Annotated in this window: 20 protein-coding genes, 1 tRNA gene, 1 pseudogene and 1 riboswitch; of the genes and pseudogenes, 14 read left to right on the top strand and 8 right to left on the bottom strand. The window is 69.8% G+C overall.

Annotated elements, in window-relative coordinates:
• Nucleotides 1-27: 27 nt before the first annotated feature.
• Nucleotides 28-1,212 (bottom strand): globin domain-containing protein, encoded by a 1,185-nt coding sequence (locus OG247_RS17250; RefSeq protein WP_327253084.1) that lies wholly within the window; start codon nt 1,210-1,212, stop codon nt 28-30.
• 199 nt (nt 1,213-1,411) lie between these two features.
• On the opposite strand from OG247_RS17250, the gene OG247_RS17245 reads away from it, so the two are divergent.
• The 9 genes and pseudogenes from OG247_RS17245 to OG247_RS17205 all read left to right on the top strand — a co-directional run bounded on the left by OG247_RS17245 (nt 1,412) and on the right by OG247_RS17205 (nt 10,935).
• Nucleotides 1,412-2,689 (top strand): cytochrome P450 family protein, encoded by a 1,278-nt coding sequence (locus OG247_RS17245; RefSeq protein ID WP_327257505.1) that lies wholly within the window; start codon nt 1,412-1,414, stop codon nt 2,687-2,689.
• Nucleotides 2,690-2,872: 183 nt separating this feature from the next.
• Nucleotides 2,873-4,555, top strand: coding sequence for a recombinase family protein (locus tag OG247_RS17240; protein ID WP_327253083.1), 1,683 nt, complete (start codon nt 2,873-2,875; stop codon nt 4,553-4,555).
• Nucleotides 4,525-4,683 (top strand): annotated as a pseudogene (locus OG247_RS17235) (cytochrome P450); the annotation flags it as partial. The gene OG247_RS17240 and the pseudogene OG247_RS17235, both read left to right, overlap by 31 nt.
• 143 nt (nt 4,684-4,826) lie before the next feature.
• Nucleotides 4,827-5,984, top strand: coding sequence for a transglycosylase family protein (locus tag OG247_RS17230; protein ID WP_327253082.1), 1,158 nt, complete (start codon nt 4,827-4,829; stop codon nt 5,982-5,984).
• A gap of 276 nt (nt 5,985-6,260) precedes the next feature.
• A riboswitch (cyclic di-AMP (ydaO/yuaA leader) is annotated at nt 6,261-6,432 on the top strand.
• Nucleotides 6,433-6,434: 2 nt separating this feature from the next.
• Nucleotides 6,435-7,130, top strand: a complete 696-nt coding sequence (locus tag OG247_RS17225; RefSeq protein ID WP_327253081.1) for a transglycosylase family protein — start codon at nt 6,435-6,437, stop codon at nt 7,128-7,130.
• A 361-nt stretch (nt 7,131-7,491) separates the two neighbouring features.
• A complete protein-coding gene (gene eno / locus OG247_RS17220; protein ID WP_243335222.1) occupies nt 7,492-8,778 on the top strand; it encodes a phosphopyruvate hydratase in 1,287 nt (428 codons plus the stop codon).
• A gap of 99 nt (nt 8,779-8,877) precedes the next feature.
• On the top strand, nt 8,878-9,366 hold the full coding sequence (locus OG247_RS17215; RefSeq protein WP_327253080.1) for an FtsB family cell division protein: 489 nt from the start codon (nt 8,878-8,880) through the stop codon (nt 9,364-9,366).
• Nucleotides 9,367-9,406: 40 nt separating this feature from the next.
• On the top strand, nt 9,407-9,997 hold the full coding sequence (locus OG247_RS17210; RefSeq protein WP_327253079.1) for a DUF501 domain-containing protein: 591 nt from the start codon (nt 9,407-9,409) through the stop codon (nt 9,995-9,997).
• The gene (locus OG247_RS17205; RefSeq protein WP_327253078.1) at nt 9,994-10,935 is read left to right on the top strand and encodes a Ppx/GppA phosphatase family protein; all 942 of its coding nucleotides are present in this window, start codon (nt 9,994-9,996) and stop codon (nt 10,933-10,935) included. The genes OG247_RS17210 and OG247_RS17205 overlap by 4 nt, the downstream gene beginning before the upstream one ends.
• 69 nt (nt 10,936-11,004) lie before the next feature.
• Here OG247_RS17205 and OG247_RS17200 read toward each other — a convergent pair whose 3' ends face one another.
• The 3 genes from OG247_RS17200 to OG247_RS17190 are packed head-to-tail and all read right to left on the bottom strand — an operon-like array spanning nt 11,005 to nt 11,971.
• Nucleotides 11,005-11,406, bottom strand: a complete 402-nt coding sequence (locus OG247_RS17200; protein ID WP_442813313.1) for a hypothetical protein — start codon at nt 11,404-11,406, stop codon at nt 11,005-11,007.
• Between the two features lie 26 nt (nt 11,407-11,432).
• Entirely contained in the window at nt 11,433-11,702 is a 270-nt protein-coding gene (locus tag OG247_RS17195) for a type II toxin-antitoxin system RelE family toxin (RefSeq protein ID WP_327253077.1), read from the bottom strand.
• Complete coding sequence (locus OG247_RS17190; protein WP_327253076.1) at nt 11,699-11,971, bottom strand: type II toxin-antitoxin system Phd/YefM family antitoxin; 273 nt, start codon at nt 11,969-11,971, stop codon at nt 11,699-11,701. The genes OG247_RS17195 and OG247_RS17190 overlap by 4 nt, the downstream gene beginning before the upstream one ends.
• Nucleotides 11,972-12,510: 539 nt before the next feature.
• Between OG247_RS17190 and OG247_RS17185 the strand changes: the two genes are divergently transcribed.
• Nucleotides 12,511-13,899 (top strand): NAD(P)/FAD-dependent oxidoreductase, encoded by a 1,389-nt coding sequence (locus OG247_RS17185; RefSeq protein WP_327253075.1) that lies wholly within the window; start codon nt 12,511-12,513, stop codon nt 13,897-13,899.
• Nucleotides 13,900-14,096: 197 nt separating this feature from the next.
• Nucleotides 14,097-15,437, top strand: a complete 1,341-nt coding sequence (locus OG247_RS17180; protein WP_327253074.1) for a cyclopropane-fatty-acyl-phospholipid synthase family protein — start codon at nt 14,097-14,099, stop codon at nt 15,435-15,437.
• A gap of 107 nt (nt 15,438-15,544) precedes the next feature.
• On the opposite strand, the gene OG247_RS17175 is transcribed toward OG247_RS17180, so the two are convergent.
• Together OG247_RS17175 and OG247_RS17170 are read right to left on the bottom strand one after the other, a co-directional pair.
• Complete coding sequence (locus tag OG247_RS17175) at nt 15,545-18,097, bottom strand: ABC transporter permease (RefSeq protein ID WP_327253073.1); 2,553 nt, start codon at nt 18,095-18,097, stop codon at nt 15,545-15,547.
• A 55-nt stretch (nt 18,098-18,152) separates the two neighbouring features.
• A complete protein-coding gene (locus OG247_RS17170) occupies nt 18,153-18,917 on the bottom strand; it encodes an ABC transporter ATP-binding protein (protein WP_327257504.1) in 765 nt (254 codons plus the stop codon).
• A gap of 566 nt (nt 18,918-19,483) precedes the next feature.
• Between OG247_RS17170 and OG247_RS17165 the strand changes: the two genes are divergently transcribed.
• Nucleotides 19,484-19,565 (top strand) — tRNA-Leu (locus OG247_RS17165).
• A gap of 181 nt (nt 19,566-19,746) precedes the next feature.
• Nucleotides 19,747-20,604: a Bax inhibitor-1/YccA family protein gene (locus OG247_RS17160; protein ID WP_327253072.1), complete on the top strand. Its 858-nt coding sequence runs from the start codon at nt 19,747-19,749 to the stop codon at nt 20,602-20,604.
• A gap of 127 nt (nt 20,605-20,731) precedes the next feature.
• Here OG247_RS17160 and OG247_RS17155 read toward each other — a convergent pair whose 3' ends face one another.
• Nucleotides 20,732-20,962 carry a DUF4287 domain-containing protein gene (locus OG247_RS17155; protein ID WP_250736957.1) on the bottom strand — a complete coding sequence of 77 codons (231 nt, stop codon included), beginning with the start codon at nt 20,960-20,962 and terminating at the stop codon, nt 20,732-20,734.
• 106 nt (nt 20,963-21,068) lie between these two features.
• On the opposite strand from OG247_RS17155, the gene OG247_RS17150 reads away from it, so the two are divergent.
• Nucleotides 21,069-21,479 (top strand): hypothetical protein, encoded by a 411-nt coding sequence (locus OG247_RS17150; RefSeq protein ID WP_327253071.1) that lies wholly within the window; start codon nt 21,069-21,071, stop codon nt 21,477-21,479.
• A gap of 19 nt (nt 21,480-21,498) precedes the next feature.
• On the opposite strand, the gene OG247_RS17145 is transcribed toward OG247_RS17150, so the two are convergent.
• The gene (locus OG247_RS17145) at nt 21,499-22,308 is read right to left on the bottom strand and encodes a hypothetical protein (RefSeq protein WP_327257503.1); all 810 of its coding nucleotides are present in this window, start codon (nt 22,306-22,308) and stop codon (nt 21,499-21,501) included.
• Nucleotides 22,309-22,451 lie beyond the last annotated feature (143 nt).

Genomic DNA, 22,451 nt, shown 5'->3' with positions numbered 1-22,451 from the left:
CCGCAACGGTGTCAGGCAGCGATGTTCTCAATACCCCCGGGGCGCGCGGCCCGACGGGTTGTGCCAGTGCGGGTCGGGGCGGTTCAGGAACCACTCGCCGAAGCCCGTCGGGCGGCTTCCGTCCTCGTGGCTCTTGCCACCGGCAGGTACGGAGTCGTAGAAGATCCGGTCGGGGCGCGCGCCGAGCTCCTCCAGGAGGTACGAGGTCTCCCGGATGAACTGCGGCGGACCGCTGAGGTAGACGTCCTGGTCGGGCCAGAGCCCGCGGTTGCTGAGCGCGGTCGCCAGCCGGTCGGTGGCCTGGTTGCGGTGCCGGCCGGGGGCGGGGGTGATGTAGGTGACGCTCAGCCAGCCGAGGGAGGCCGCGAACGCGTCGATGAGCGGGCGGTCGTAGAGGTGGGCGGCGTCGCGTGCGACCACGAAGAGCCGCACGTCCTGATCGGGAGGGTGTTCCGCCAGGTCCTCCAGCATGGCGCGGACGGGTGCCCAGCCGGTGCCGGCGGCTATGAAGCTGACCGGGCGGTCCTCGCGGCGGAAGGTCATCTGCCCGCCGGCCGCGCCGAGCCGCAGCACGTCCCCGGGCTGCGTCTCGCGGATCAGGGCGGTGCTGACGCGGCCCCCCTCGATCCGGCTGACGTGCAGGTCGAGCGTCCCGTCGGCGCGGGGCGCGTTCCCCAGGGAGTACGTGCGCCAGGTCGTCGGCACCCGGTCGCTGCTCACGCTCGCGTACTGGCCGGGAAGATGGGGGAAGTGCGCGTGCGGGCGGAGGGTGAGGACGCCGATGTCCTCCCCGTACAGCAGGTGGCGTACGACCTCCGCGTCCCACCAGGGTGGGTCCTCGCTGTCGGCGGCGCCGGCCATCATCGCGTCGGCGATCATCTGATACGCCTCTGACCAGGCCTTTTCCGTCTGGGGGTGCCAGGCGGACCCGGAGGCCTCGGCGAGCGCGGCGATGAGGCTGGTGCCCACGGCCGCGTAGTGCTCGGGCCCCGCCAGGAACTTGCGGTGGTCGCGGCCGAGGTCGCGGAGATAGGGGACGAGCGTTTCGTTCTCCAGGTGGGCGATCACATGGGTGAGCGCGGCGAAGAGCCGGTCCCGCTGTCGTTCCATGTCTTCGAAGGAGGCCGGGAAGAGATCACGGACTCCGGGGTTGTGCCAGAACAGGTGGGAGTAGAAGAACTTGACCGCGTGCTCGGCCCGTCTCTCCACCACCGCGAAGCTGCTTTTCAAGATCCTCACATCCACAAAACCGAAAGTAGGAACGCCGGAGAACGTGAGGTCAAGCCAGAGCCGATCTACGGACAGCCGCGACAACCACCCCATATGGGGTGATGGGCGGCGGGCGGGATACGGTCTCCGGGTGCACGAGCAGACCCCCGCAGCCCCCGAAGAGCCCGCCGCCGACCAGTCCGTGGACGGATCCGCGGACGCGTCCGCCCCACCGCCGACCCTGTTCGACTGGGAGTTCGCGACCGACCCGTACCCGGCGTACGCCTGGCTGCGCGAGCACGCGCCCGTGCACCGCACGACCCTCCCCAGCGGGGTCGAGGCCTGGCTCGTCACCCGGTACGCCGACGCCCGCCAGGCCCTCGCCGACCAGCGGCTCAGCAAGAACCCGGCCCACCACGAAGGCTCCGCGCACGCCAAGGGGCGGACCGGAATCCCGGGGGAGCGCAAGGCCGAGCTGATGACCCACCTCCTCAACATCGACCCGCCCGACCACACCCGGCTGCGCCGCCTGGTGTCGAAGGCGTTCACCCCGCGCAGGGTCGCCGAGTTCACCCCGCGGGTGCAGGAACTGACCGACCACCTCATCGACCGGTTCTGTGAGAAGGGTGAAGCCGACCTCATCCACGAGTTCGCCTTCCCGCTCCCCATCTACGCCATCTGCGAGATGCTCGGCGTACCACGGGAGGACCAGGACGACTTCCGCGACTGGGCGGGCATGATGATCCGCCACAGCGGCGGGCCGCGCGGCGGGGTGGCTCGCGCGGTCAAGCAGATTCGCAGCTACCTCGTCGAGCTGATCCACCGCAAGCGCGACGATCTGGGCGACGACCTGATCTCCGGACTGATCCGGGCGAGCGACCACGGCGAACACCTCACCGAGAACGAGGCCGCCGCGATGTGCTTCGTGCTTCTTTTCGCCGGCTTTGAAACGACGATCAACCTCATCGGCAATGGGGCCTATGCCCTGCTGCAGCACCCGGAGCAGCGTGAACGACTCCAGGCCTCGCTCGCTGCCGGAGAGACGGACCTGCTGGAAACGGGCATCGAAGAGCTGTTGCGCTACGACGGCCCTGTGGAAATGGCCACCTGGCGGTACGCGACGGAGGCGCTGACTCTGGGTGGCCAGGACATTCCCGCTGGCGACCCGGTCCTCGTCGTGCTCGCGGCTGCCGACCGCGACCCGGAACGGTTCAGCGATCCTGACACGCTCGACCTTGCCAGGAGCGACAACCAGCATCTCGGGCTCGGCCACGGCATTCACTACTGCCTGGGAGCCCCCCTGGCCCGCCTCGAGGGCCAGACAGCCCTCGCTGAGCTGCTGACCCGGCTGCCCGATCTGGAACTGGCCGTGGACCCCTCGGAGCTGCGCTGGCGCGGCGGGCTCATCATGCGGGGCCTGCGCACCCTGCCGGTCCGCTTCGCCCCGAGCCCTGCCCTGGAAACGAGGAGCGGCTCCTGACGGATTCTTGCTGAGCCGCTGGTCGGCGGCAGCCCGGCGGGCATCGGCGTACCGGGCGGGCGAAGGACCGAATTTCCCGCACGGACACCCTGCGAGGCGCCTACGCTTTGGAAACGCCAAGACCCCGGAGCGTCCCGCTAAGAAGGCTCCAGGGTCTGACTTGCCAGTCGGGAAGGACTGACCGTGCGTGATTCAACCCTGCTCAAGAAGAGCAAGGCAAGTGGAATCAAGGTCGACAAGGCCGGGAAAGGCGCCCTTCAGGTCGTCATCTACCTTCGGGTGTCGACGAGGGCGCAGATCACGAGGTCCGGACTCCAGCAGCAGGAGAAGGACTGCCGGTCATGGCTCGATACCTACCTCCGAGACACCCCCTACGAGATCGTCGGCGTGTTTGCGGACGACGGCGTCTCCGGGAAGCTCGATCAGCGCGATGACAAGGCGCTCATCGAACGGCTTGTCCGGGCCGGGAAGGTCGACCTGGCAATCGCGCAGAAACTCGACCGGTACGGCCGCACCGCCCGGATCATCAGCAACTGGGTTCGGGAGATGGTCGACAAGGGGACTCGCGTAGTCACCTCGGACGGCCGGATCGACTCGGACGATGACCTCCAGTTCAAGGTCGCCATGCCGACCTTGGCGTACCTCGCCGAGTTGGAACACGAACTGATCTTCTCCAGGACCTGGAGCGGCCGGGAGTGGAAGCTCCAAGCGGGCGGCTGGGCAGGTGGGCCCCCGCCGTACGGCTTCGAGCTGCTGAACAAGGGACGGAGCGGGTCGAGCATCGTTCTGTGCGAGGAGGAAGTCCGGACTCTGGTCATGGCAGCCCATTGCCTCATCGATCTCGAGCTGAACTACTCGGAGACCTGCGAGCACCTGAACGGCAAACGCAGGTTCACTCGGAGCGGGCGCCCCTGGACGGTCGGGAACCTCACGAAGCGCCTCGGAAGCGAACCCGTCCTCGAGCTCTGCGTCACCTATCGGAAAGAAGGCGGCAAGACGGCGGTGGGCGAGGACGGAAGCCGCAAGTACGGAGAACCCGTCAAGATCCCCATGCCGGAGGTCTTCGATGCGGCACGTCGGGCTCAGCTTCGTTCCGCCATGGAGGAACTCAGTGTCGGCTCTCGTCGCGCGAACTCCGTGTACCCCCTCTCCACTCGGATCAAGGGCGACTGCGGCGAGGCCTACACCGGCGGAGGCGTTCGCGACGGTGGGATGCGCCTATACCGCTGCAGGGGAAACACGGGCGGGTGTGACGACGTCTACCTGCACGCAGACGAGGTCGAGAGCGAGGTCTGGGAGCGGCTCGCGAAGTTCCTCGGCGATGGGGACGTGCAGGAGCGTGTTCTCCGTACGAGGCTGCGCCTGGGCGCTCCAGGCTTGGAGGGGAAGGAGGAACTGTTCAGGCTGTTCGATGTCCAGGTCGAGGTTGAGAACCACCGCTTCAAGAAGAAGCCCGGTGTGCGCTGCCAGGTGACGCAATGGCACGTGGCAACGAAGCAGGAGGTACCGGCTGACGTGACGGAGGAAGAGTGGGCCGGCGTGCGGAGCGTCCTGGAGGCGGTCTACCCGCCCGCTTCGTTCACCAAGACCAAGATCGACCTGCGGTTGGCGTTGAACGGCATGCTGCACCGTTTGCGCACGGGGATCACCTGGAAGGAGATCCCCGCGGAGTTCGGGCCGGCGCAGCGCATCCGGGAGCGGCAGCTCTCCTGGTGGCAGCAGGGGGCATGGCCACTGCTGGTGACGTGGCTGAACGGTCAACGTGCGGGGACGTCGGTGTACGTCCACCCGATGATCCCGCCGCTGCGAGTGACGGTGCGTAGGGCGGGGACTCTGAGGGCGCTCTCCGGCTCGCGACCCTGCTGACCCGGCTGCCCGATCTGGAACTTGCCGTGGACCCCCCGGAGCTGCGCTGGCGCGGCGGGCTCATCATGCGGGGGCTGCGGACGCTTCCGGTCCGCTTCACCGCCGAATCAAAAGCCCAAAACATCTGAAACCGGGCTGACCGGAAGTCAGTTGGCTGTCGAAACTTGTGACTGGCGTTCGAAGGCCGCTAGGTTCTGCCGTTACCCCGCCGTTATGCGAAAGGTGCAGCCTCATGCGTTCCGGGAACGGCCGCCACAGACGCCCCCGACAAGTGCCCGCACTTGTCGTCACCGCCGGAGTCACCGGCACCGCACTCGCCCTGCCCCTGCTCGCCGCCACCGGCGCGAGCGCCGCGGAGACCTCCACATGGGACAAGGTCGCCGAGTGCGAGAGCGGCGGTACATGGAGCGCCAACTTCGGCGGTGGCGCGTACGGCGGGCTGCAGTTCAGCCAGGAGCAGTGGAAGAGCGCCGGCGGACTGGACTTCGCCGAGCGCGCCGACCTCGCCAGCCGCTCCCAGCAGATCGCCGTGGCCGAACGGGTCCTGGCTTCCCAGGGCCCCCAGGCGTGGCCGCTGTGCGGGGTGCAGGCCGGTCTGACGCAGGACGCGCCCGCCGCCGAGGTGGACCCGGGCCTGCCCGGCGGTTCCGGATCCGTCGCCCCGGCTCCGTCCCGCCCGGACGCCTCCGTGCCCCACACCGGCTCGGGCGGGCAGTCCACGGACTTCGGGGCCCCGACGCAGAAGGGCCCGACCCCGTCGGCCTCGGTGCTGCCCGACTATCCGATCGGTGTGCCGGGCGAACTGCCCGTCATGCCGCTGCCGGAGCCGGAGACGCCGCCTCCCGGCCTCCCGGGCGCCCCGACGGCTCCGACGAGCCCCGCGGACCCGACCGCCCCCGTGGGCCCCACCACTCCGGTGAGCCCCACCACTCCGGTGGACCCCACTACTCCGGTGGACCCCACCACTCCCGCACCGCCGTCCGTGGATCCGACGCTGCCGGTGGGCCCGACGCTGCCGGTCGACCCGACGGCTCCGGTGACTCCGTCCGACCCGGCGAACCCGGCGAACCCGGCGAACCCGGGAAATCCGGCGAACCCGACCCTTCCGGCCAACCCGGTTGATCCCACGGCCCCGACGACTCCGGCCGCACCCGGTGAGTCCGCCTCCCCGACCGCTCCGGCGGCCTCCGGTGCGAGCGAGGGCGGCGGCAAGCACCGCGGCCCGGCCGCCGTCGAGACGCCCGCGGCGCCTGACGCCGCGTCGGACCCCACGTACACGGTCAAGGAAGGCGACAGCCTGATCGAGATCGCGGACGCCAACGGGGTGAAGGGCGGCTGGAAGGGTCTCTATGAGGCCAACGAGCAGGTCATCGGCGGCGATGCGGACCTGATCAAGCCCGGTCAGAACCTGGATCTAACGCATCAATAAGGACACTTGAAGCGCCCGGAACCAGCTGATTGTCCGTTTTCTGTAAGTGAGACATGTGTCTCTTCAGGTCAACTGGCGTGTCCGGCCCGGAGGGTTCCGCAAACCCCGCCCTCACCTGCGCAAACACCCTTCCGGGGAGCGCAAGTAGGCACCGTTTCCCCCCGATGTCGCTCGTTGAACATCGGGGGGAGACCTGTCTACCTTCTGAATCGCTCGCCACCGCGGGCTCCTTCGACCGCATCGCCGAATCCTGCCGGCGGACGGAGGGAACACTCGTCGCGTAAAGCGCCGAAGGCAGGAGCGGGGGAACCAAGGTAGGCGCCGGTAGCGGCCGTTGAGAGACGGTCACATCGCCGGCTAGGGGTTAAGCCAAGCGCTAGGTCGCTCGGCCGGGCACTCACTCGCCCGAACCCGACAGCTCACCTCGTAGGCGTCGGTGAGGAGAACTCCATGCTGCTTTCGGGCAAGGGCAAGCACCGTCGCGGTTCCAAGGCCGTCCGCATCGTCACGCTCGCCGGCGTCGCCGGTGTCGCCGTGGCCGCGCCGCTGATGGCCGCGGGCACCGCCTCGGCCGCGACCGCTTCCGAGTGGGACCGCGTCGCCTCGTGCGAGTCCGGCGGCAACTGGTCCATCAACACGGGCAACGGCTACTACGGCGGCCTGCAGTTCTCGTCCTCCACGTGGGCCGCGTACGGCGGCAAGGCGTACGCCGCGCAGGCCAACCAGGCCTCCAAGTCGCAGCAGATAGCCATCGCCGAGAAGGTCCTCAAGGGCCAGGGCAAGGGCGCCTGGCCGTCCTGTGGCGTGGGCCTGTCGAACTCCTCCTACACCGGTGGCTCGGCCAAGACCCCCGCCAAGCCGAAGACGCAGCCGAAGCCCGCGCCGAAGCAGGAGCAGAAGGCCGCGCCGAAGCAGGAGACCAAGCGCGTCGAGGCTCCGACCACCCGCTCCGAGCGTCCGGCCGCGAAGACCGAGGCCCCCAAGACGGGCAACGGCTCCTACGCGGTCAAGTCCGGCGACACGCTGGGTGCGATCGCCGACGCGAACAACGTGTCCGGTGGCTGGGAGAAGCTCTTCGAGCTCAACAAGGACATCGTCACGGACGCCGACCTGATCTTCCCGGGTCAGAAGCTCAAGCTCAGCTGAAGCAGGAGCTGAAGCAGGAGCTGAAGCCGAAGCTGAACCTGAACCTCGGCTGAAACCTGTGAGAACGGTCGTGTCCGCTTTCGCGACACGCAGTAGTTCCACCGCGTAATTCCACCGCCCGGCGCGCAACCCCCTTCGCGCCGGGCGGTGCTGTGTGCGGATGTCCCCGGCCTGACGGGGCCTCCGGAAGGGCGATGATCAAGGGTCCTATGTCCTGTAAGAGGGGCATTCAGGCCCTTTTTCGTCCCAGCCCCCGGGCGGTCGGCTGGCCGAGTGCCCAGAGGCGGTTAGGCTCTAAGCGGCAAGGCCATCCCACGGCCTGACATGCCACCGCACACCCAGCGTCACATCCCAGAAGGAGATGCTCGTGCCGTCCATCGACGTCGTCGTAGCCCGGGAAATCCTGGACTCCCGAGGCAATCCCACGGTCGAGGTCGAGGTGGGCCTCGACGATGGCAGCACCGGCCGTGCTGCAGTCCCGTCCGGCGCCTCCACCGGAGCGTTCGAAGCCGTAGAGCTCCGTGACGGTGACCCCAACCGCTACATGGGCAAGGGCGTAGAGAAGGCCGTCCTCGCCGTCATCGAGCAGCTCGGCCCGGAGCTCGTCGGCTACGACGCCACCGAGCAGCGCCTGATCGACCAGGCGATGATCGACCTGGACGCCACCGAGAACAAGGGCTCCCTCGGCGCCAACGCCATCCTCGGCGTCTCCCTCGCCGTCGCGCACGCCGCGTCCGAGGCCTCGGACCTGCCGCTCTTCCGCTACCTGGGCGGTCCGAACGCGCACCTGCTGCCCGTTCCGATGATGAACATCCTGAACGGTGGGTCGCACGCCGACTCCAACGTCGACATCCAGGAGTTCATGATCGCCCCGATCGGCGCGGAGTCCTTCTCCGAGGCCCTTCGCTGGGGTGCCGAGGTCTACCACACCCTCAAGAAGGTCCTGCACACCAAGGGCCTCTCCACCGGTCTGGGCGACGAGGGCGGCTTCGCGCCGAACCTGGAGTCGAACCGCGCCGCGCTCGACCTCATCGTCGAGGCCATCAAGCAGGCCGGCTACGTCCCGGGCACCCAGATCGCGCTCGCGCTCGACGTCGCCGCGTCCGAGTTCTACAAGGACGGCAACTACGAGTTCGAGGGCAAGTCCCGCTCGGCCGCCGAGATGACCGACTACTACGCCGAGCTCGTCGAGGCGTACCCGCTCGTCTCCATCGAGGACCCGCTGTTCGAGGACGACTGGGCGGGCTGGAAGACCCTCACCGACCGCCTGGGCTCCAAGGTCCAGATCGTCGGCGACGACCTCTTCGTCACCAACCCCGAGCGTCTCGCCCGCGGCATCGAAGAGGGCTCGGCGAACGCCCTGCTCGTCAAGGTGAACCAGATCGGTTCGCTGACCGAGACCCTGGACGCCGTCGAGATGGCCCAGCGCAACGGTTTCAAGTGCATGATGTCGCACCGCTCCGGTGAGACCGAGGACGTCACCATCGCCGACCTCGCGGTCGCCGTGAACTGCGGCCAGATCAAGACCGGCGCCCCGGCCCGCTCGGACCGTGTCGCCAAGTACAACCAGCTCCTGCGCATCGAGGAGATCCTCGACGACGCGGCCGTGTACGCGGGTCGCAGCGCGTTCCCGCGCTTCAAGGGCTGATCAGTCCTTTAGGGCGCAAGCCTCCCTACGTCCCCGCACTCGGTCCCGTACCGTGTGCGGGGACGTAGTGCGTCGTGTGCATATAGGGGAGGCGGATCAATGGCCGGGAACCGGGACCGGTTCGCCACGTTCTCGACCGCGACCAGGCTCAAGCAGCTCGGTGAGCGGACCGCGGCGCACGTGTACCGCTCTCAGTCCCGCCGGCAGGTCCGCCGCAGCCGGCTCACCGGCCGGGCCGCCCTGCTCGTGCTGGTCCTCTGTACCCTGGTCGTCGCCCTCGCGTATCCGATGCGCCAGTACGTGTCCCAGCGCTCGGAGATCGCGAAGCAGCAGAAGGACGCCGTCTCCGCGCGGGACCGGCTGGAACGGCTGCGCGACGAGAAGGCCCGCTGGCAGGACAACGCGTACGCCGAGCAGCAGGCGCGCAAGCACCTGCACTTCGTCCGGCCGGGGGAGATCAGCTACATCATGACCGACCCCGGTGCCGGCGGCGCCGAGCAGCGCCGCGGCGGACAGACCGCCACCGACCGGCCCTGGTACTCCAACGTCTGGGACGGCGTCGACAAGGCCGACCGCCCGGGCGACTGAGTCCCACCCATCCACGAGAACGAAAAGACTTCCTCCAGGCATGCAGACGCCCCCGCCCCAGACCGACCGGACCGAGCCGACCGCCGCCGACATCGAGGCGTTCGAACAGCAGCTCGGCCGCCCCCCGCGCGGGCTGCGCGCCATCGCGCACCGCTGCCCCTGCGGGCAGCCGGACGTGGTGGAGACCGCCCCGCGGCTCCCCGACGGCACCCCCTTCCCGACGCTGTACTACCTGACCTGCCCGCGGGCCGCCGGTGCGATCGGCACGCTGGAGGCCAACGGCGTGATGAAGGAGATGCAGGCCCGCCTCGCCGTGGACCCGGAGCTGGCCGCCGCCTACCGGGCCGCCCACGAGGACTACATCACCCGCCGCGACGCCATCGAGGTGCTCCAGGGCTTCCCGAGCGCCGGCGGCATGCCGGACCGGGTCAAGTGCCTGCACGTGCTGGTCGGCCACTCCCTGGCCGCGGGCCCGGGCGTGAACCCGTTCGGCGACGAGGCCCTGGCGATGCTGCCCGAGTGGTGGGCCAAGGGCGCCTGCGTCACCCCGTGCGGCGAGAAGAAGGCCGAAGAGAAGAAGGCCGAAGAGAAGAAGGCCGACGAGAACGCGGCGGCGGAGGCGGGCGCGTGACCCGGGTCGCGGCCGTCGACTGCGGTACGAACTCCATCCGGCTCCTCGTCGCGGACCTCGACCGCGCCACAGGCGAGCTGATCGAGCTGGACCGCCGGATGATCGTCGTCCGGCTCGGCCAGGGCGTCGACAAGACGGGCCGACTGGCCCCGGAGGCCCTGGAGCGCACCTTCGCGGCCTGCCGCGAGTACGCGGCGGTCATCAAGGAGCTCGGCGCCGAGCGGATCCGCTTCGTGGCGACCTCGGCCTCGCGGGACGCGGAGAACCGCGACGAGTTCGTCCGGGGCGTCCTGGACATCCTGGGCGTGGAGCCCGAGGTGATCAGCGGCGACCAGGAGGCCGAGTTCTCCTTCACCGGCGCCACCGGTGAGCTGACCGGCCACACGGACGTGGAGCGCCCCTTCCTGGTGGTGGACATCGGCGGCGGTTCCACGGAGTTCGTGGTCGGCACCGGGCACGTCCGGGCGGCCCGCTCCGTCGACGTGGGCTGTGTCCGGATGACCGAGCGCCACCTGACGGTGGACGGGGTCGTCACGGACCCGCCGACCGGGGAACAGGTGTCCGCGATACGGGCCGACATCGAGGCGGCGCTGGACCTGGCCGGCGAGAGCGTCCCGCTGGCCGAGGCGCGCACCCTGGTGGGGCTGGCCGGTTCGGTGACCACGGTCGCCGCGATCGCGCTGGGCCTGGAGGCGTACGACTCGGCGCGGATCCACCACTCCCGGATCCCGTACGAGACGGTCCGCGAGGTCAGCGAGCGGATGCTGACGCTGACGCACGCCGAGCGCGCGGCCATCCCGGTGATGCACCCGGGCCGGGTCGACGTGATCGGCGCGGGCGCCCTGGTCCTGCTCGCGATCATGGAGCGGATCGGCGCCTCGGAGGTCCTGGTCTCGGAGCACGACATCCTCGACGGCATCGCCTGGTCCATCGCCTGACGACCGATTCGAGCGCACGTGACGGTGCCCCCGGCGGATCCCGCCGGGGGCACCGTCACGTCCGAACCATCACCCGTCCAGCCGGACCGGCATCAGGAGAGAGAAGGACTCCTCGTCGTCGGGGCGGCGGATCACCACGGGGGCCTTGGGGGCGCCGAGCTCCAGGATCAGCCGGTCCCGGGCCCCGGCGGCGAGCGCGTCCAGCAGGAACGCGCGGTTCAGGCCCACGTCGGCCGGGTCGTCGTCGCCGTCGGCGCCGAGGGACAGCGCGCCCCCGGCGGTCACCCTGAGCACGCTGACGACGGGGACGCGGCGCCCCGCGGGCAGGCTGACCAGGCGGCGGTAGTCGGGGAACTCGTGGTCCAGCCAGCGGCCGGCCGCCTGGCGGTCCGCCGACTCCGTCTCCAGGGCCACGCGGTCGCCGTCGATGGTGAGTAGGACCGGGGCGTCGTCGCTCAGCAGCGCCCGCATCGCGTCCGCGAGCGGGGCGGGACTTCTCAGATGTCCCGGTAGACGTCTCGACGGTTGCCGACCCTGACGGCCAGGATGACGAGCTCGCCGTCCAGCACCTGGTAGGCGATCCGGTAGCTGCCGACCCGGAGCCGGTAGAGACCGGACGGGCCGGTGAGCTTCTTGATGTCAGCGTCCTCGCGGTACGGGTCGTCGCCGAGCGCGGTCAGTGCCGCGAGAATGCGCATTGCGGCAGGCCGATCGATAGCCCGGAGCTGCCGTTGTGCCGCAGTGGTGAACCGGAAGGCGTACTTCACGCCGCTCCCTCGCCGCGCTCGGTGAACAGATCCGCCAGCAGCTCGGCCATGGTCACGGTCGGGCCGCCTTCAGCCAGGACTGCCTCCGCCTCGCGCGCGAGCAGCTCGTCCGCCGCTTCTTCCAGCGCGTTGAAGTCGGCGATGGGGACGAGGGCGGCCACCGGAGCGCCGTTCCGCGTAATTATGGTCGGGGCGCCCTGCTCGGCACGGTTGATGTGGTCCGCGAGGTGGGCTCGGGCTTCGCGCACGGTCACAGCGTTCTCACTCATACAACGAGCGTACGCGCAATTGTGTACACGCGGATGTTCTGTGCCGCAGGCGTGGTGCGGGTTCGCGGGAGGGCCCCGAGGGAGTCGCTTGCAACACCGGTCCCTCGATCAGGTCGCGAGGGTCAAACAGCGGGGTCGGCAGGGGCCAACAGCGGTCCCGGGGGGCCGCTCGGGGGCCTTGGGTCCCGTCGTCCACATGAACTTCGTGAAGTTCTTCACAAGGAAAAGGTGCCTATGAGGGCCCTGGAGGAGCCTTTTGGGCGAGTCCGGAGCCTCATGGACCTTCTTTTTGCTCGCGTTCGTGCGATTGCCGGACCTCGCACACCCCTGGCGGTAGGTATCCACGAAGCCGGTGGTCTACTCCGCTTGAGGGCTTGGAGGCCAGGTCGGGACTGGTGTTCAACGACTCCCGTTACACCCTGGTTCCCGCTTCGCGCCATGACCTCGGTCACGTGGGCGGCGGAGTGTAGCAGAGGGTCTTCAGGTCCTTGTGAAGGGGCTCACGAGCGTCACCCCTTGGGGTGCTGGATACTCGTTCCATGAGCACCACGGAGCGTCCCAGGATCCTCGTTGTAGGAGGTGGGTACGTAGGCCTGTACGCAGCCAAGCGCATCATGAAGAAGATGCGTTACGGCGAGGCGACCGTCACCGTCGTCGACCCGCGCTCGTACATGACCTACCAGCCCTTCCTCCCCGAAGTGGCCGCAGGCAGCATCTCGCCTCGGCACGTCGTCGTACCGCTGCGACGCGTGCTGCCCAAGGCTGAGGTTCTCACCGGCCGGGTCACGAACATCGACCAGGACCGCAAGGTCGCCGTCGTCACGCCGCTGGTCGGCGAGGCGTACGAGCTGCCCTTCGACTACCTGGTGATCGCGCTCGGCGCCATCTCCCGCACCTTCCCGATCCCCGGCCTCGCCGAACAGGGCATCGGCATGAAGGGCGTGGAAGAGGGCATCGGCCTGCGCAACCACGTACTCGAGCAGCTCGACAAGGCCGAGTCCACGACGGACGAGGACGTCCGCCGCAAGGCCCTCACCTTCGTCTTCGTCGGCGGCGGCTTCGCCGGCGCCGAGACGATCGGCGAGGTCGAGGACATGGCCCGCGACGCCGCGAAGTACTACACCAGCATCAAGCGCGAGGACATGCGCTTCATCCTGGTCGACGCGGCCGACAAGATCCTTCCCGAGGTCGGGCCCAAGCTCGGCACCTGGGGCAAGGAGCACCTCGAGTCGCGCGGCATCGAGATCTACCTGAACACCTCCATGGACTCCTGCGTGGACGGCCACGTGGTGCTGAAGAACGGCCTCGAGGTCGACTCCAACACCCTCGTGTGGACCGCCGGCGTCAAGCCCAACCCGGTGCTGGCCCGCTACGGCCTGCCGCTGGGCCCCCGCGGCCACGTGGACGCCGAGCCGACCCTCCAGGTCAAGGGCACGGACTACATCTGGACCGCCGGCGACAACGCCCAGGTGCCCGACCTCGCCGCCCGCAAGGCCGGCGTGGAGAACGCCTGGTGCCCGCCGAACGCCCAGCACGCGCTGCGCCAGGCCAAGGTCCTCGGCGACAACGTCATCTCCGGGATGCGCGGCTTCCCGCAGAAGGAGTACGCGCACTCCAACAAGGGCGCGGTGGCGGGCCTCGGCCTCCACAAGGGCGTGGCGATGATCGTCATGGGCAAGATGAAGATCAAGCTCAAGGGCCGGCTCGCCTGGTACATGCACCGTGGCTACCACGGCATGGCCATGCCGACCTGGAACCGCAAGATCCGCGTCTTCGCCGACTGGACCCTCGCGATGTTCCTCAAGCGCGAGGTCGTTTCCCTCGGCGCCCTGGAGAGCCCCCGCGAGGAGTTCTACGAGGCCGCCAAGCCGGCGCCGGCTCCGGCCGCCGTCGTCACGGCCCCGGCCGAGAAGGCCAAGGCCTCCTGACCCCGTAGGGCCGGCAGGTCCCGCAGGACCAGTACGACCAGTACGACCAGTACGACCCAGCGTGTCCCGAAGGGGCCGCCCGCCATCCGTGGTGCGGGCGGCCCCTTCGGCATATTCGGGCCCGGATCCGGGTATGCCGTGCGGTCGGAACTTGTCTGAGCTAGTCGATGTAGTCGGATTTCGTTGGAGGGTCCCGCATGAACGACGCCGCGCCGCGGCTGGCCGCTTTAGCCGAAACCCTGATGGGAGCCCCTCTCCCCGTCCGCATCCGGGCCTGGGACGGCAGCGAGGCCGGCCCGCTCGGCGGACCCGTCCTGGTCCTGCACAACCGGCGCGCCCTGCGCCGCATCCTGTGGAAGCCGGGCGAGCTCGGGCTGGCCCGCGCCTGGGTGGCCGGGGACCTCACCGCCGACGGGGACCTGTTCGAGCTGCTGGACCGGGTCGGCGGGCTGCTCTGGGAGCGGGACCGCGAGCCCGAGCCGGCCGCCGCCGCGCACACCGGGCACACCGGGCCCGCCGCCCTGCTGCGCGATCCCGGCGCCCGGGCCGCCGTACGGGGCCTCGTGGGCCTGGCGCGGCCGTGGACCAAGCCGGCCCCGCCGCCCGAGGAGGCCGTCCGCCGCGGCGGGCCCCGTCAACCCCGGCAACCCCGGCATACCAGGGGCAGCGACCGGCGGGCCATCAGCCACCACTACGACGTGGGCAACACCTTCTACGAGCGGGTGCTCGGCCCGTCGATGGTGTACTCCTGCGCCTACTGGACCCCCGGCGGGAGCCTGGAGGACGCCCAGCGGGACAAGCTGGACCTGGTCTGCCGCAAGCTCGCCCTGGGCCCCGGGGACCGGCTCCTGGACGTCGGCTGCGGCTGGGGCTCGATGGCCCTGCACGCGGCCCGGGAGTACGGGGCCAAGGTCACCGGGATCACCCTCTCGCGCGAACAGGCCGCCTACGCCCGCAAGCGGGTCGCGGAGGAGGGCCTGGCCGACCTCGTCGAGATCCGGGTCCAGGACTACCGGGACGTCAAGGACGGCCCGTACGACGCCATTTCCTCCATCGGGATGGCCGAACACGTCGGCGCCGACCGCTACCGGACGTACGCCCGGAGCCTGTACGGACTGCTGCGGCCGGGCGGGAGGCTGCTGAACCACCAGATCGCGCGGCGCCCCGAGCCCGACGAGGAGGCCTACCGGATCAACGCGTTCATAGACGCCTACGTCTTCCCCGACGGGGAGCTGTCCCCGCTGGGCACCACCGTCGGCGAGCTGGAACGCGCCGGCTTCGAGGTCCGCGACGTGGAGGCGCTGCGCGAGCACTACGCGCTCACCCTTCGGGCCTGGGTGGCCCGGCTGGAGGAGCACTGGGAGGAGGCCGTACGGCTGACCTCGCCCGGCCGGGCCCGGGTCTGGCAGCTGTACATGGCTGCCTCGGCGCTCGCCTTCGAGCACAACCGGCTCGGGGTCAACCAGGTGCTCGCGGTGCGCACCGGGACCCGGTCGGCCTCCGGGCTGCCGCTGCGCGCCCGGGAGTGGCCGCGGTAGCCGGTACCGGGTGAGGGAACGCCGCAGGGCCCCGCGACGGGATGTCGCGGGGCCCTGCGGCTTCGTAAGGAGGCGCTCGTACGCAGGCGCTCGTACGGCTGCTCCGGCTACTCCGTCTTGATCGCGGTCAGCATGTTCAGCCGGGCCGCGCTGCGGGCGGGCCACATGGCCGCCAGGGCGCCCACGATGCCGGCCAGCAGCATGAAGATCGCGATCCGGTCGAAGGGGATCACCAGGGCGTAGCTCGGGATCGAGCCCTTGATGGTCTCGCCGACGGCCCAGGCGATGAAGGTGCCGAGGGCCACGCCGATGACCGCGCCGAAGAGCGAGATCACGATGGCTTCCAGCCGGATCATGTTCTTGACCCGGCCGCGGTCCAGGCCGATGGCCCGCAGCATGCCGATCTCCTGCGTCCGCTCGTACACGGACATCGCCAGGGTGTTGACGACACCGAGGACCGAGATGATCAGCGCCATGGCGAGCAGGCCGTACATGATGTTCAGGGCGGTGTTGATCATGCCGCCCATCTCGTTGCGGATGTCCTGCTGGGTGGCGAAGGTGATCGCCGGGTTCTTGCCGAGGGCGTCGACGAGGGCCTGCTCGCCCTTGGCCGAGGGGCCGCCGTCCATCTTGACGAGGACCTCGCGCAGGTACGGCTTCTCGCTGTGCTTGTCGAGGATGCCGGAGTCGATCACGTAGGGGGAGAGCATGCCCTCCATGTCCTTGTAGACCGCGCCGACCTTCAGGTTCGCCTTCTTGTTGTCCAGGAAGGTGACCTTCAGGGTGGAGCCGACCGACAGGCCCTCCTCCTTCGCGGTCTTCTCGGCGACCGCCACCTCGCCCTTCGCGAGGCTGGTGAGCTGCCCGCTGAGCACGTCGAAGTTGAGGAGCTTGCCGATGGTCGCCGGGTTGACCCCGGAGACGGAACGGTAGGAGTCGCCGTCGCCGACCCGGAAGTCACCGGCCTGCTGCGGGGAGACCGCCGTGACGCCCGGGGCCTTCTCCAGGGCCGGGATCACGGAGGCGTCCAGGCTGCCGAAGCTCTGGCCCATGGAGACCGTGTAGTCGGCCCTGAGGTTGTCCGTGGTCATCCGGTCGATGGCCTTGCCCATCGTGATGCCGAGTACGGACAGGGCGGTCACCAGGGTCAGGCCGATGGCCAGCGAGGCGGCGGTGACGGCGGTGCGGCGCGGGTTGCGGACCGCGTTCTGCGCGGCCAGCTTGCCGGCGACGCCGAAGACCTTCTCCAGCAGCGGGCGGACCGCCGCGATGACCGGGCGGGAGAGGGCCGGCAGCAGGATGATGATGCCGATCATGGTGAGGAAGGCGCCGGCGCCGATGAGCATCTTGCCCTCCTTGCCCGTCATCGCGCCGCCGAGGATGCCCAGCAGACCGAGCAGGGTGACGGCGCCGCCGATGCTGTTGCGCAGCACCAGGGACTTGGCGGAGGCCGGCAGGTGGGCGCTGCCCATGGCGGCGACCGGGGAGATCTTGGCCGTACGGCGCGCGGGCAGCCAGGCGGCGAGCATCGTGACGACGATGCCGATGCCGATCGCCGCGGCGATGGTGGCCGGGGCGACGACCAGCGGACCGGCCGGGATCTTGACGTCGAAGGCGTTCATCGCGGAGCGCATGCCGACGGCGAGTCCGACGCCGGCGATCAGGCCGATGGCGGAGGAGATCACGCCGACGACCAGGGCCTCGGCCAGGACCGAGCGCTTGACCTGGCCGCGGTTGGCGCCGACGGCGCGCAGCAGGGCCAGCTCCTTCGTGCGCTGGGCGACCAGCATGGTGAAGGTGTTGTAGATCAGGAAGATGCCGACGAAGAGCGAGATCAGCGCGAAGGTCAGCAGCATCTGGTTCATGCTGCCCATGCCGGCCTCGATGTCCTTGGCCTGCTCGGCGGCGAGCTGCGCGCCGGTCTGGGCCTTGGCGTCCTTGCCGACGATCGGCTTGATCTCGGTGAGCAGCCGGTCGGCGGAGGCGCCGGCCTTGGCGCTGACCGCGAGCTCGTCGTAGTAGCCGGGCTGCAGGTAGAGCTGCTGGGCGGTCGGGGTGTCGAACAGGACGAGCGAGCCGCCCGCGTTGACCGCGCCGTCCTCGGTGGTGAAGACGCCGGCGAGCGTGTACTCCTTGGCCGGGCCGTTGTCGGCCACCCGGACCTTGTCGCCCACCTTGTACTTGCCGCGCTTGGCCGTCTCCTTGTCGAGGGCGATCTCGCCGGCCCCGGCCGGGCCGTTGCCCTCGGTGAAGGCGTAGCGGGGGTCCTTGCCGTCCTTGAGGGGGACGAAGTTGGCGCCGGTGTTGGACCAGCCGTTGCCGATCAGCTTTCCGTCCTGGTCGCCCACGGCGGCGAAGCCGTGGACGCGGCCGGAGGCGCTGTCGACGCCGCTCAGCGCCTTGACCTTGTCGAGGGACCGCTGGCTGATGCCCGGCTCGCCCTCCTTGACGCCCTCGTCGTTGCGGGAGGGGCCGTAGGAGGTGACCGAGACGGCCACGCCGTCGAAGCTCTTGGCGGACTGGTTCGACATCGCCTTGCCGACGGTGTCGGTGAAGACGAGCGTGCCGGAGACGAAGGCGACGCCGAGGACGACGGCGAGCACCGTCATCAGCAGCCGGGCCTTGTGCGCGAGCACGTTGCGCAAAGCGGTACGGAACATGGTGGAGGAGTCCAGGTCTAAGGGGTCAGCGGGGACGGGGGGCGAGGGGCGTCCCTCAGCTGGTGCGGCCCTTGGCGTCGAAGGCCTTCATGCGGTCGAGCACGCCGTCCGCGGTGGGCTGGATCATCTCGTCGACGATGCGGCCGTCGGCGAGGAAGATGACGCGGTCCGCGTAGGAGGCGGCCACCGGGTCGTGGGTGACCATGACGACGGTCTGGCCGAGCTCGCGCACGGAGTTGCGCAGGAAGCCGAGGACCTCGGCGCCGGAGCGCGAGTCGAGGTTTCCGGTGGGCTCGTCACCGAAGATGATCTCGGGGCGGGAGGCCAGGGCGCGGGCCACGGCCACGCGCTGCTGCTGGCCGCCGGAGAGCTGGGTGGGGCGGTGCGAGAGGCGGTCGGAGAGGCCGACCATGGTGATGACCGAGTCCAGCCACTGCTTGTCGGGCTTGCGGCCGGCGATGTCCATGGGGAGCGTGATGTTCTCCAGGGCCGTCAGGGTCGGCAGCAGGTTGAAGGCCTGGAAGATGAAGCCGATCTTGTCCCGGCGCAACTGCGTGAGCTGCTTGTCCTTCAGGGTGGACAGCTCGGTCTCGCCGATGCGGACGGATCCGGCGGAGAAGGTGTCCAGGCCGGCGACGCAGTGCATCAGCGTGGACTTGCCGGAGCCGGAGGGGCCCATGATCGCGGTGAACTGGCCCTGTGCGAAGTCCACGGAGACGTTGTCCAGAGCGACCACCTGGGTCTCGCCCTGGCCGTACACCTTGGAGAGGCCGGTGGCGCGCGCGGCGACGGCCTGGGTGGTGTGCGGGGCGTAGTTCATGGTGGTCACGGGGGCTGCTCCTGTCAGGGGCGGGGCGGGCGGACCGGGCTCACGGTCCGCGGCTGGCGGGACCCTTCCATCGTCGTGGCGCCCACCCCCGTTCCGGATCAGCCGTGATGCCCCTTCTCCGGTCCACTGGAGGCTGACCACGGAGGGCCGCGTCTCCTCCTTTGGTATGACGGCAGCCCGGAGGGACGTACGGGGAGGCCGTCGGCCCACCGGCCCCGGCCGCCCCGGAGTCGGGCGGCGAAGCCCGAGGCGGAGGCCGGAGCGGAGGCCGCGGCGGGGGCGGAGCCGGAGGTGGAACGGGAGCGGAAACAGGGCCGGGCCGAGGGGGTGGCGCACGGGGTGGCGTGCGGGGTGGCGCGGGCCATCGAAATCCCGTCAATCCCGTGGCGGCCATGATCGACGCCCGGAACGTGCCGACCGTGGCTTCTGTCCCCTGACGGGGCATCAAGCGCCAATAAAATCAGACAACATCGGCGAGACGCCCAGGTGAGGGCGCAAGTGTTCCGGATAGGCTCGGCGCAGCGTTCAAGGCTTTTCCTACGGGGCCGCTACGCCCTGCCCGGATGGTGGAATGCAGACACGGCGAGCTTAAACCTCGCTGGCCCTCGGGCCGTGCCGGTTCAAGTCCGGCTTCGGGCACGATGACGTTCCGTTTCAGGCCGGAACGTGTGGAGGGCGGGGGCACACGCGTACCCCCGCCCGTCCCGCCCGGCGGGCCCGTACCAGCGGGGAAAGATCCTCCTCCAGCAGTAGGGCGATTTCTTTGCGTTCGCATTACTCTTGACTCCAAGGCCGCGCACGGTGGCCATGGAGGAGTGAGATGAGGAGCAGCAACCCGGTCTTCTCGCGACGGGGGTTCAGCCGCGACAACGGTGCTTATGCGGGCTTCGGCACGCAGCAGCCCCAGGCCCAGGCCGGGACCGCCACCAACCCGTACGCGACCAACCCCTACGCGACCGACCCGGCCACGGGTATGCCGCAGGCGCCGGTCCGCGGCAACGCGATGACCATCGACGACGTCGTGAGCCGTACGGCTCTGACGCTCGGCACGGTCATCCTGACGGCGGCGATCTCCTGGATCGTTCTTCCGGTCGACCCGGCCAACATCAACAAGTCGTACGGCATCGCCATCGGCGCCGCGCTCATCGCGTTCGTCTTCGCGATGATCCAGTCGTTCAAGGCCAAGCCGGTCCCGGCGCTGATCCTGGCCTACGCGGCGTTCGAGGGTGTCTTCCTCGGCGTCATCAGCTCGGCCGTGAGCACCTACATCAGTCCCGGTACCGTCGTCCAGGCCGTCATGGGCACGATGTGCGTCTTCGCCGGCGTGCTGTTCGCGTACAAGATGCGCTGGATCAGGGTGAACCGGCGCTTCGTCGGCTTCGTGATGGCCGCCGCCATGGGCTTCATGCTCCTGATGGTCGTCAACCTGCTGTTCTCCGTCTTCGCGGGCGGCGACGGCCTCGGCTTCCGCAGCGGCGGCCTCGGCATCCTCTTCGGTGTCATCGGCATCCTGCTCGGTGCCGCCTTCCTCGCCATGGACTTCAAGATGGTCGAGGACGGCGTGGCCTACGGCGCCCCCCGCGAGGAGTCCTGGCTGGCGGCCTTCGGCCTCACCATGACCCTGGTGTGGATCTACATGGAGATGCTGCGCCTGATCTCCATCCTCAAGGGCGACTAGTACCGGTACCCCGCTTTGAGCAGAGGAAGGCCCCGCGAGCACACGCTCGCGGGGCCTTCCCGCATGTCGGGGGTCAGCGGATCGGGTGATCGGGAGTCGGGGGCTGTGGACGGGGGCAGGGGCCGGCTCAGCCGAACTTGCGGGCGGCCCTGCGCAGGTCGTACTCGTGGATGATCGCCTTGGCCTGGCCGTACGACAGCTCGTGCGCGCCGAGCAGCCAGCTGACCTTCTCTTCGAACCGGACGAGGGAGGGGCCGTCGTCCACGGCCCTGAGCCAGTCGGAGAGCTCACGACCGGTGGTCTGGGGGATTCTGTCGATCATGTTGCGGTGCGTCTGCTCGGAGAACTCTACGGACATGGGCGCCTCCGGAGGTATCGCCTTGCTGTGCTGTTCTCTTCACGCCACCGTGCCGGAGAGTTCGGCCGTTGGCAATGGCGCCGGGGCGGCGCGTAAGGTCGGCCGGGTGCTCGATACCTCACCCCTGACCGCCGCTGTGGAACGTTTCGCCGACCGGCTGCGGGCGGCTCCGCAGAGCCGCCTCCAGCAGGGTGCCGCCCAGGTGGCGCTGGACCTGGCCCGGGAGCTCTCGCTGCGGGCGCAGCGGCTGGAGGCGGCCTCCGCGGACGGTACGGCCGCCGGGGACGGCACGGGGGCGGCTCCGGCGCGGACGATGCCGGACGCCGGGATCTTCGTCGTCGGCGACCAGCTGGCCGTGGCGGGGCTGGACCTCGCGGAGGCCCTGCACGCCGCGGCGGCGGGCCCGGTGGCGGGCACCGCGGCGGGACCGGGTCCGGATGCGGCGAAGGCCCCGTCCGAGATGCTGGACGAGGCCGTTCGACTGGTGGATCAGGCGGAAGCCGGGGCGCTGCGGTGACTCGGGGAGCCGCGCTGCCTCAGAGCGATGCGATGACGCGGTCGGCGAGGATGTAGACGTTGCCGTCCGGATCCTCGGAGTCGCCGCAGGAGAAGGTCAGGGCGTAGGCGCCGGAGATGCCCGAGCCGCCCAGCAGGACCGGTGCGCTGCCCGAGCGCAGGGCGTCGGCGAGCCGCTCGGCGGTCTCCCGGTGGCCCGGGGTCATGCAGAGCGTGGTGCCGTCGGTGAAGACGTACACGTCCAGGGTGCCCAGCGGGCCGGGGCGGACGTCCGCGAGGGCCGTACGGGCCTCCGCGAGCTCCTCCAGGCGGTTGACCGTGCGCTCGTGGTCGGCGCCGGGGTGCGAGGCCTGCACGGGGACGAAGTCGGGGTGCGAGGGGTGGCGCCGGCGGGCGGCGGCCAGCTCGGCCGAGTCCTCCGGGTAACCCTGGTAGTCCTCGGCGTCGTCGCCCAGGAGCGGCTCCAGACCCACCATGTCCGCCTGCCGGGGCAGGAAGACGGGGCTCTCCTCGCCGAGGCCGGACAGGCCGCCCAGCAGCGAGGGGGCGTCGGCGGCGTCACGGGCCTCCTGAGCGGCCCAGAAGGCACGCGCCTCGGCGAGCTCGCGCTCGCGCTCCTCGGCCAGGGCCTCGGCGACGGCGGCTCGTATCTCGGCGGCGGGGGACTCCACGGCGCTGCGGGCGTGCGGGACGGTGACACCACGGGGGTGCGAAGCCGTCAGCTCACCGCGCAGTGCGGTGACCTGCTTGCGCAGGCCGTGGACGGCGTGCAGCGCAGCAGCGCCGACGGCCGTGGCAGCGGCCGTGGTCAGCAGTAGGGCAAGAGACATGGCGCTCACTGACTAACTCCTGATTGATTCGATCCCCCGACTTCCTACATCAGCTTGTCCCGTCCTGGGAATGGGCAGCAGTGCATTACGTCATGAATTGGACAGGCCTTTCGTCCCGATCTCCCCGCCGAGAAACGGCCTGA

Origin of the sequence: Streptomyces sp. NBC_01244, from assembly GCF_035987325.1 — a bacterium.
Classification (GTDB): domain Bacteria; phylum Actinomycetota; class Actinomycetes; order Streptomycetales; family Streptomycetaceae; genus Streptomyces.
Note: the sequence above shows the minus strand (reverse complement) of the source record. Positions and strands in the feature narration are given on the sequence as shown.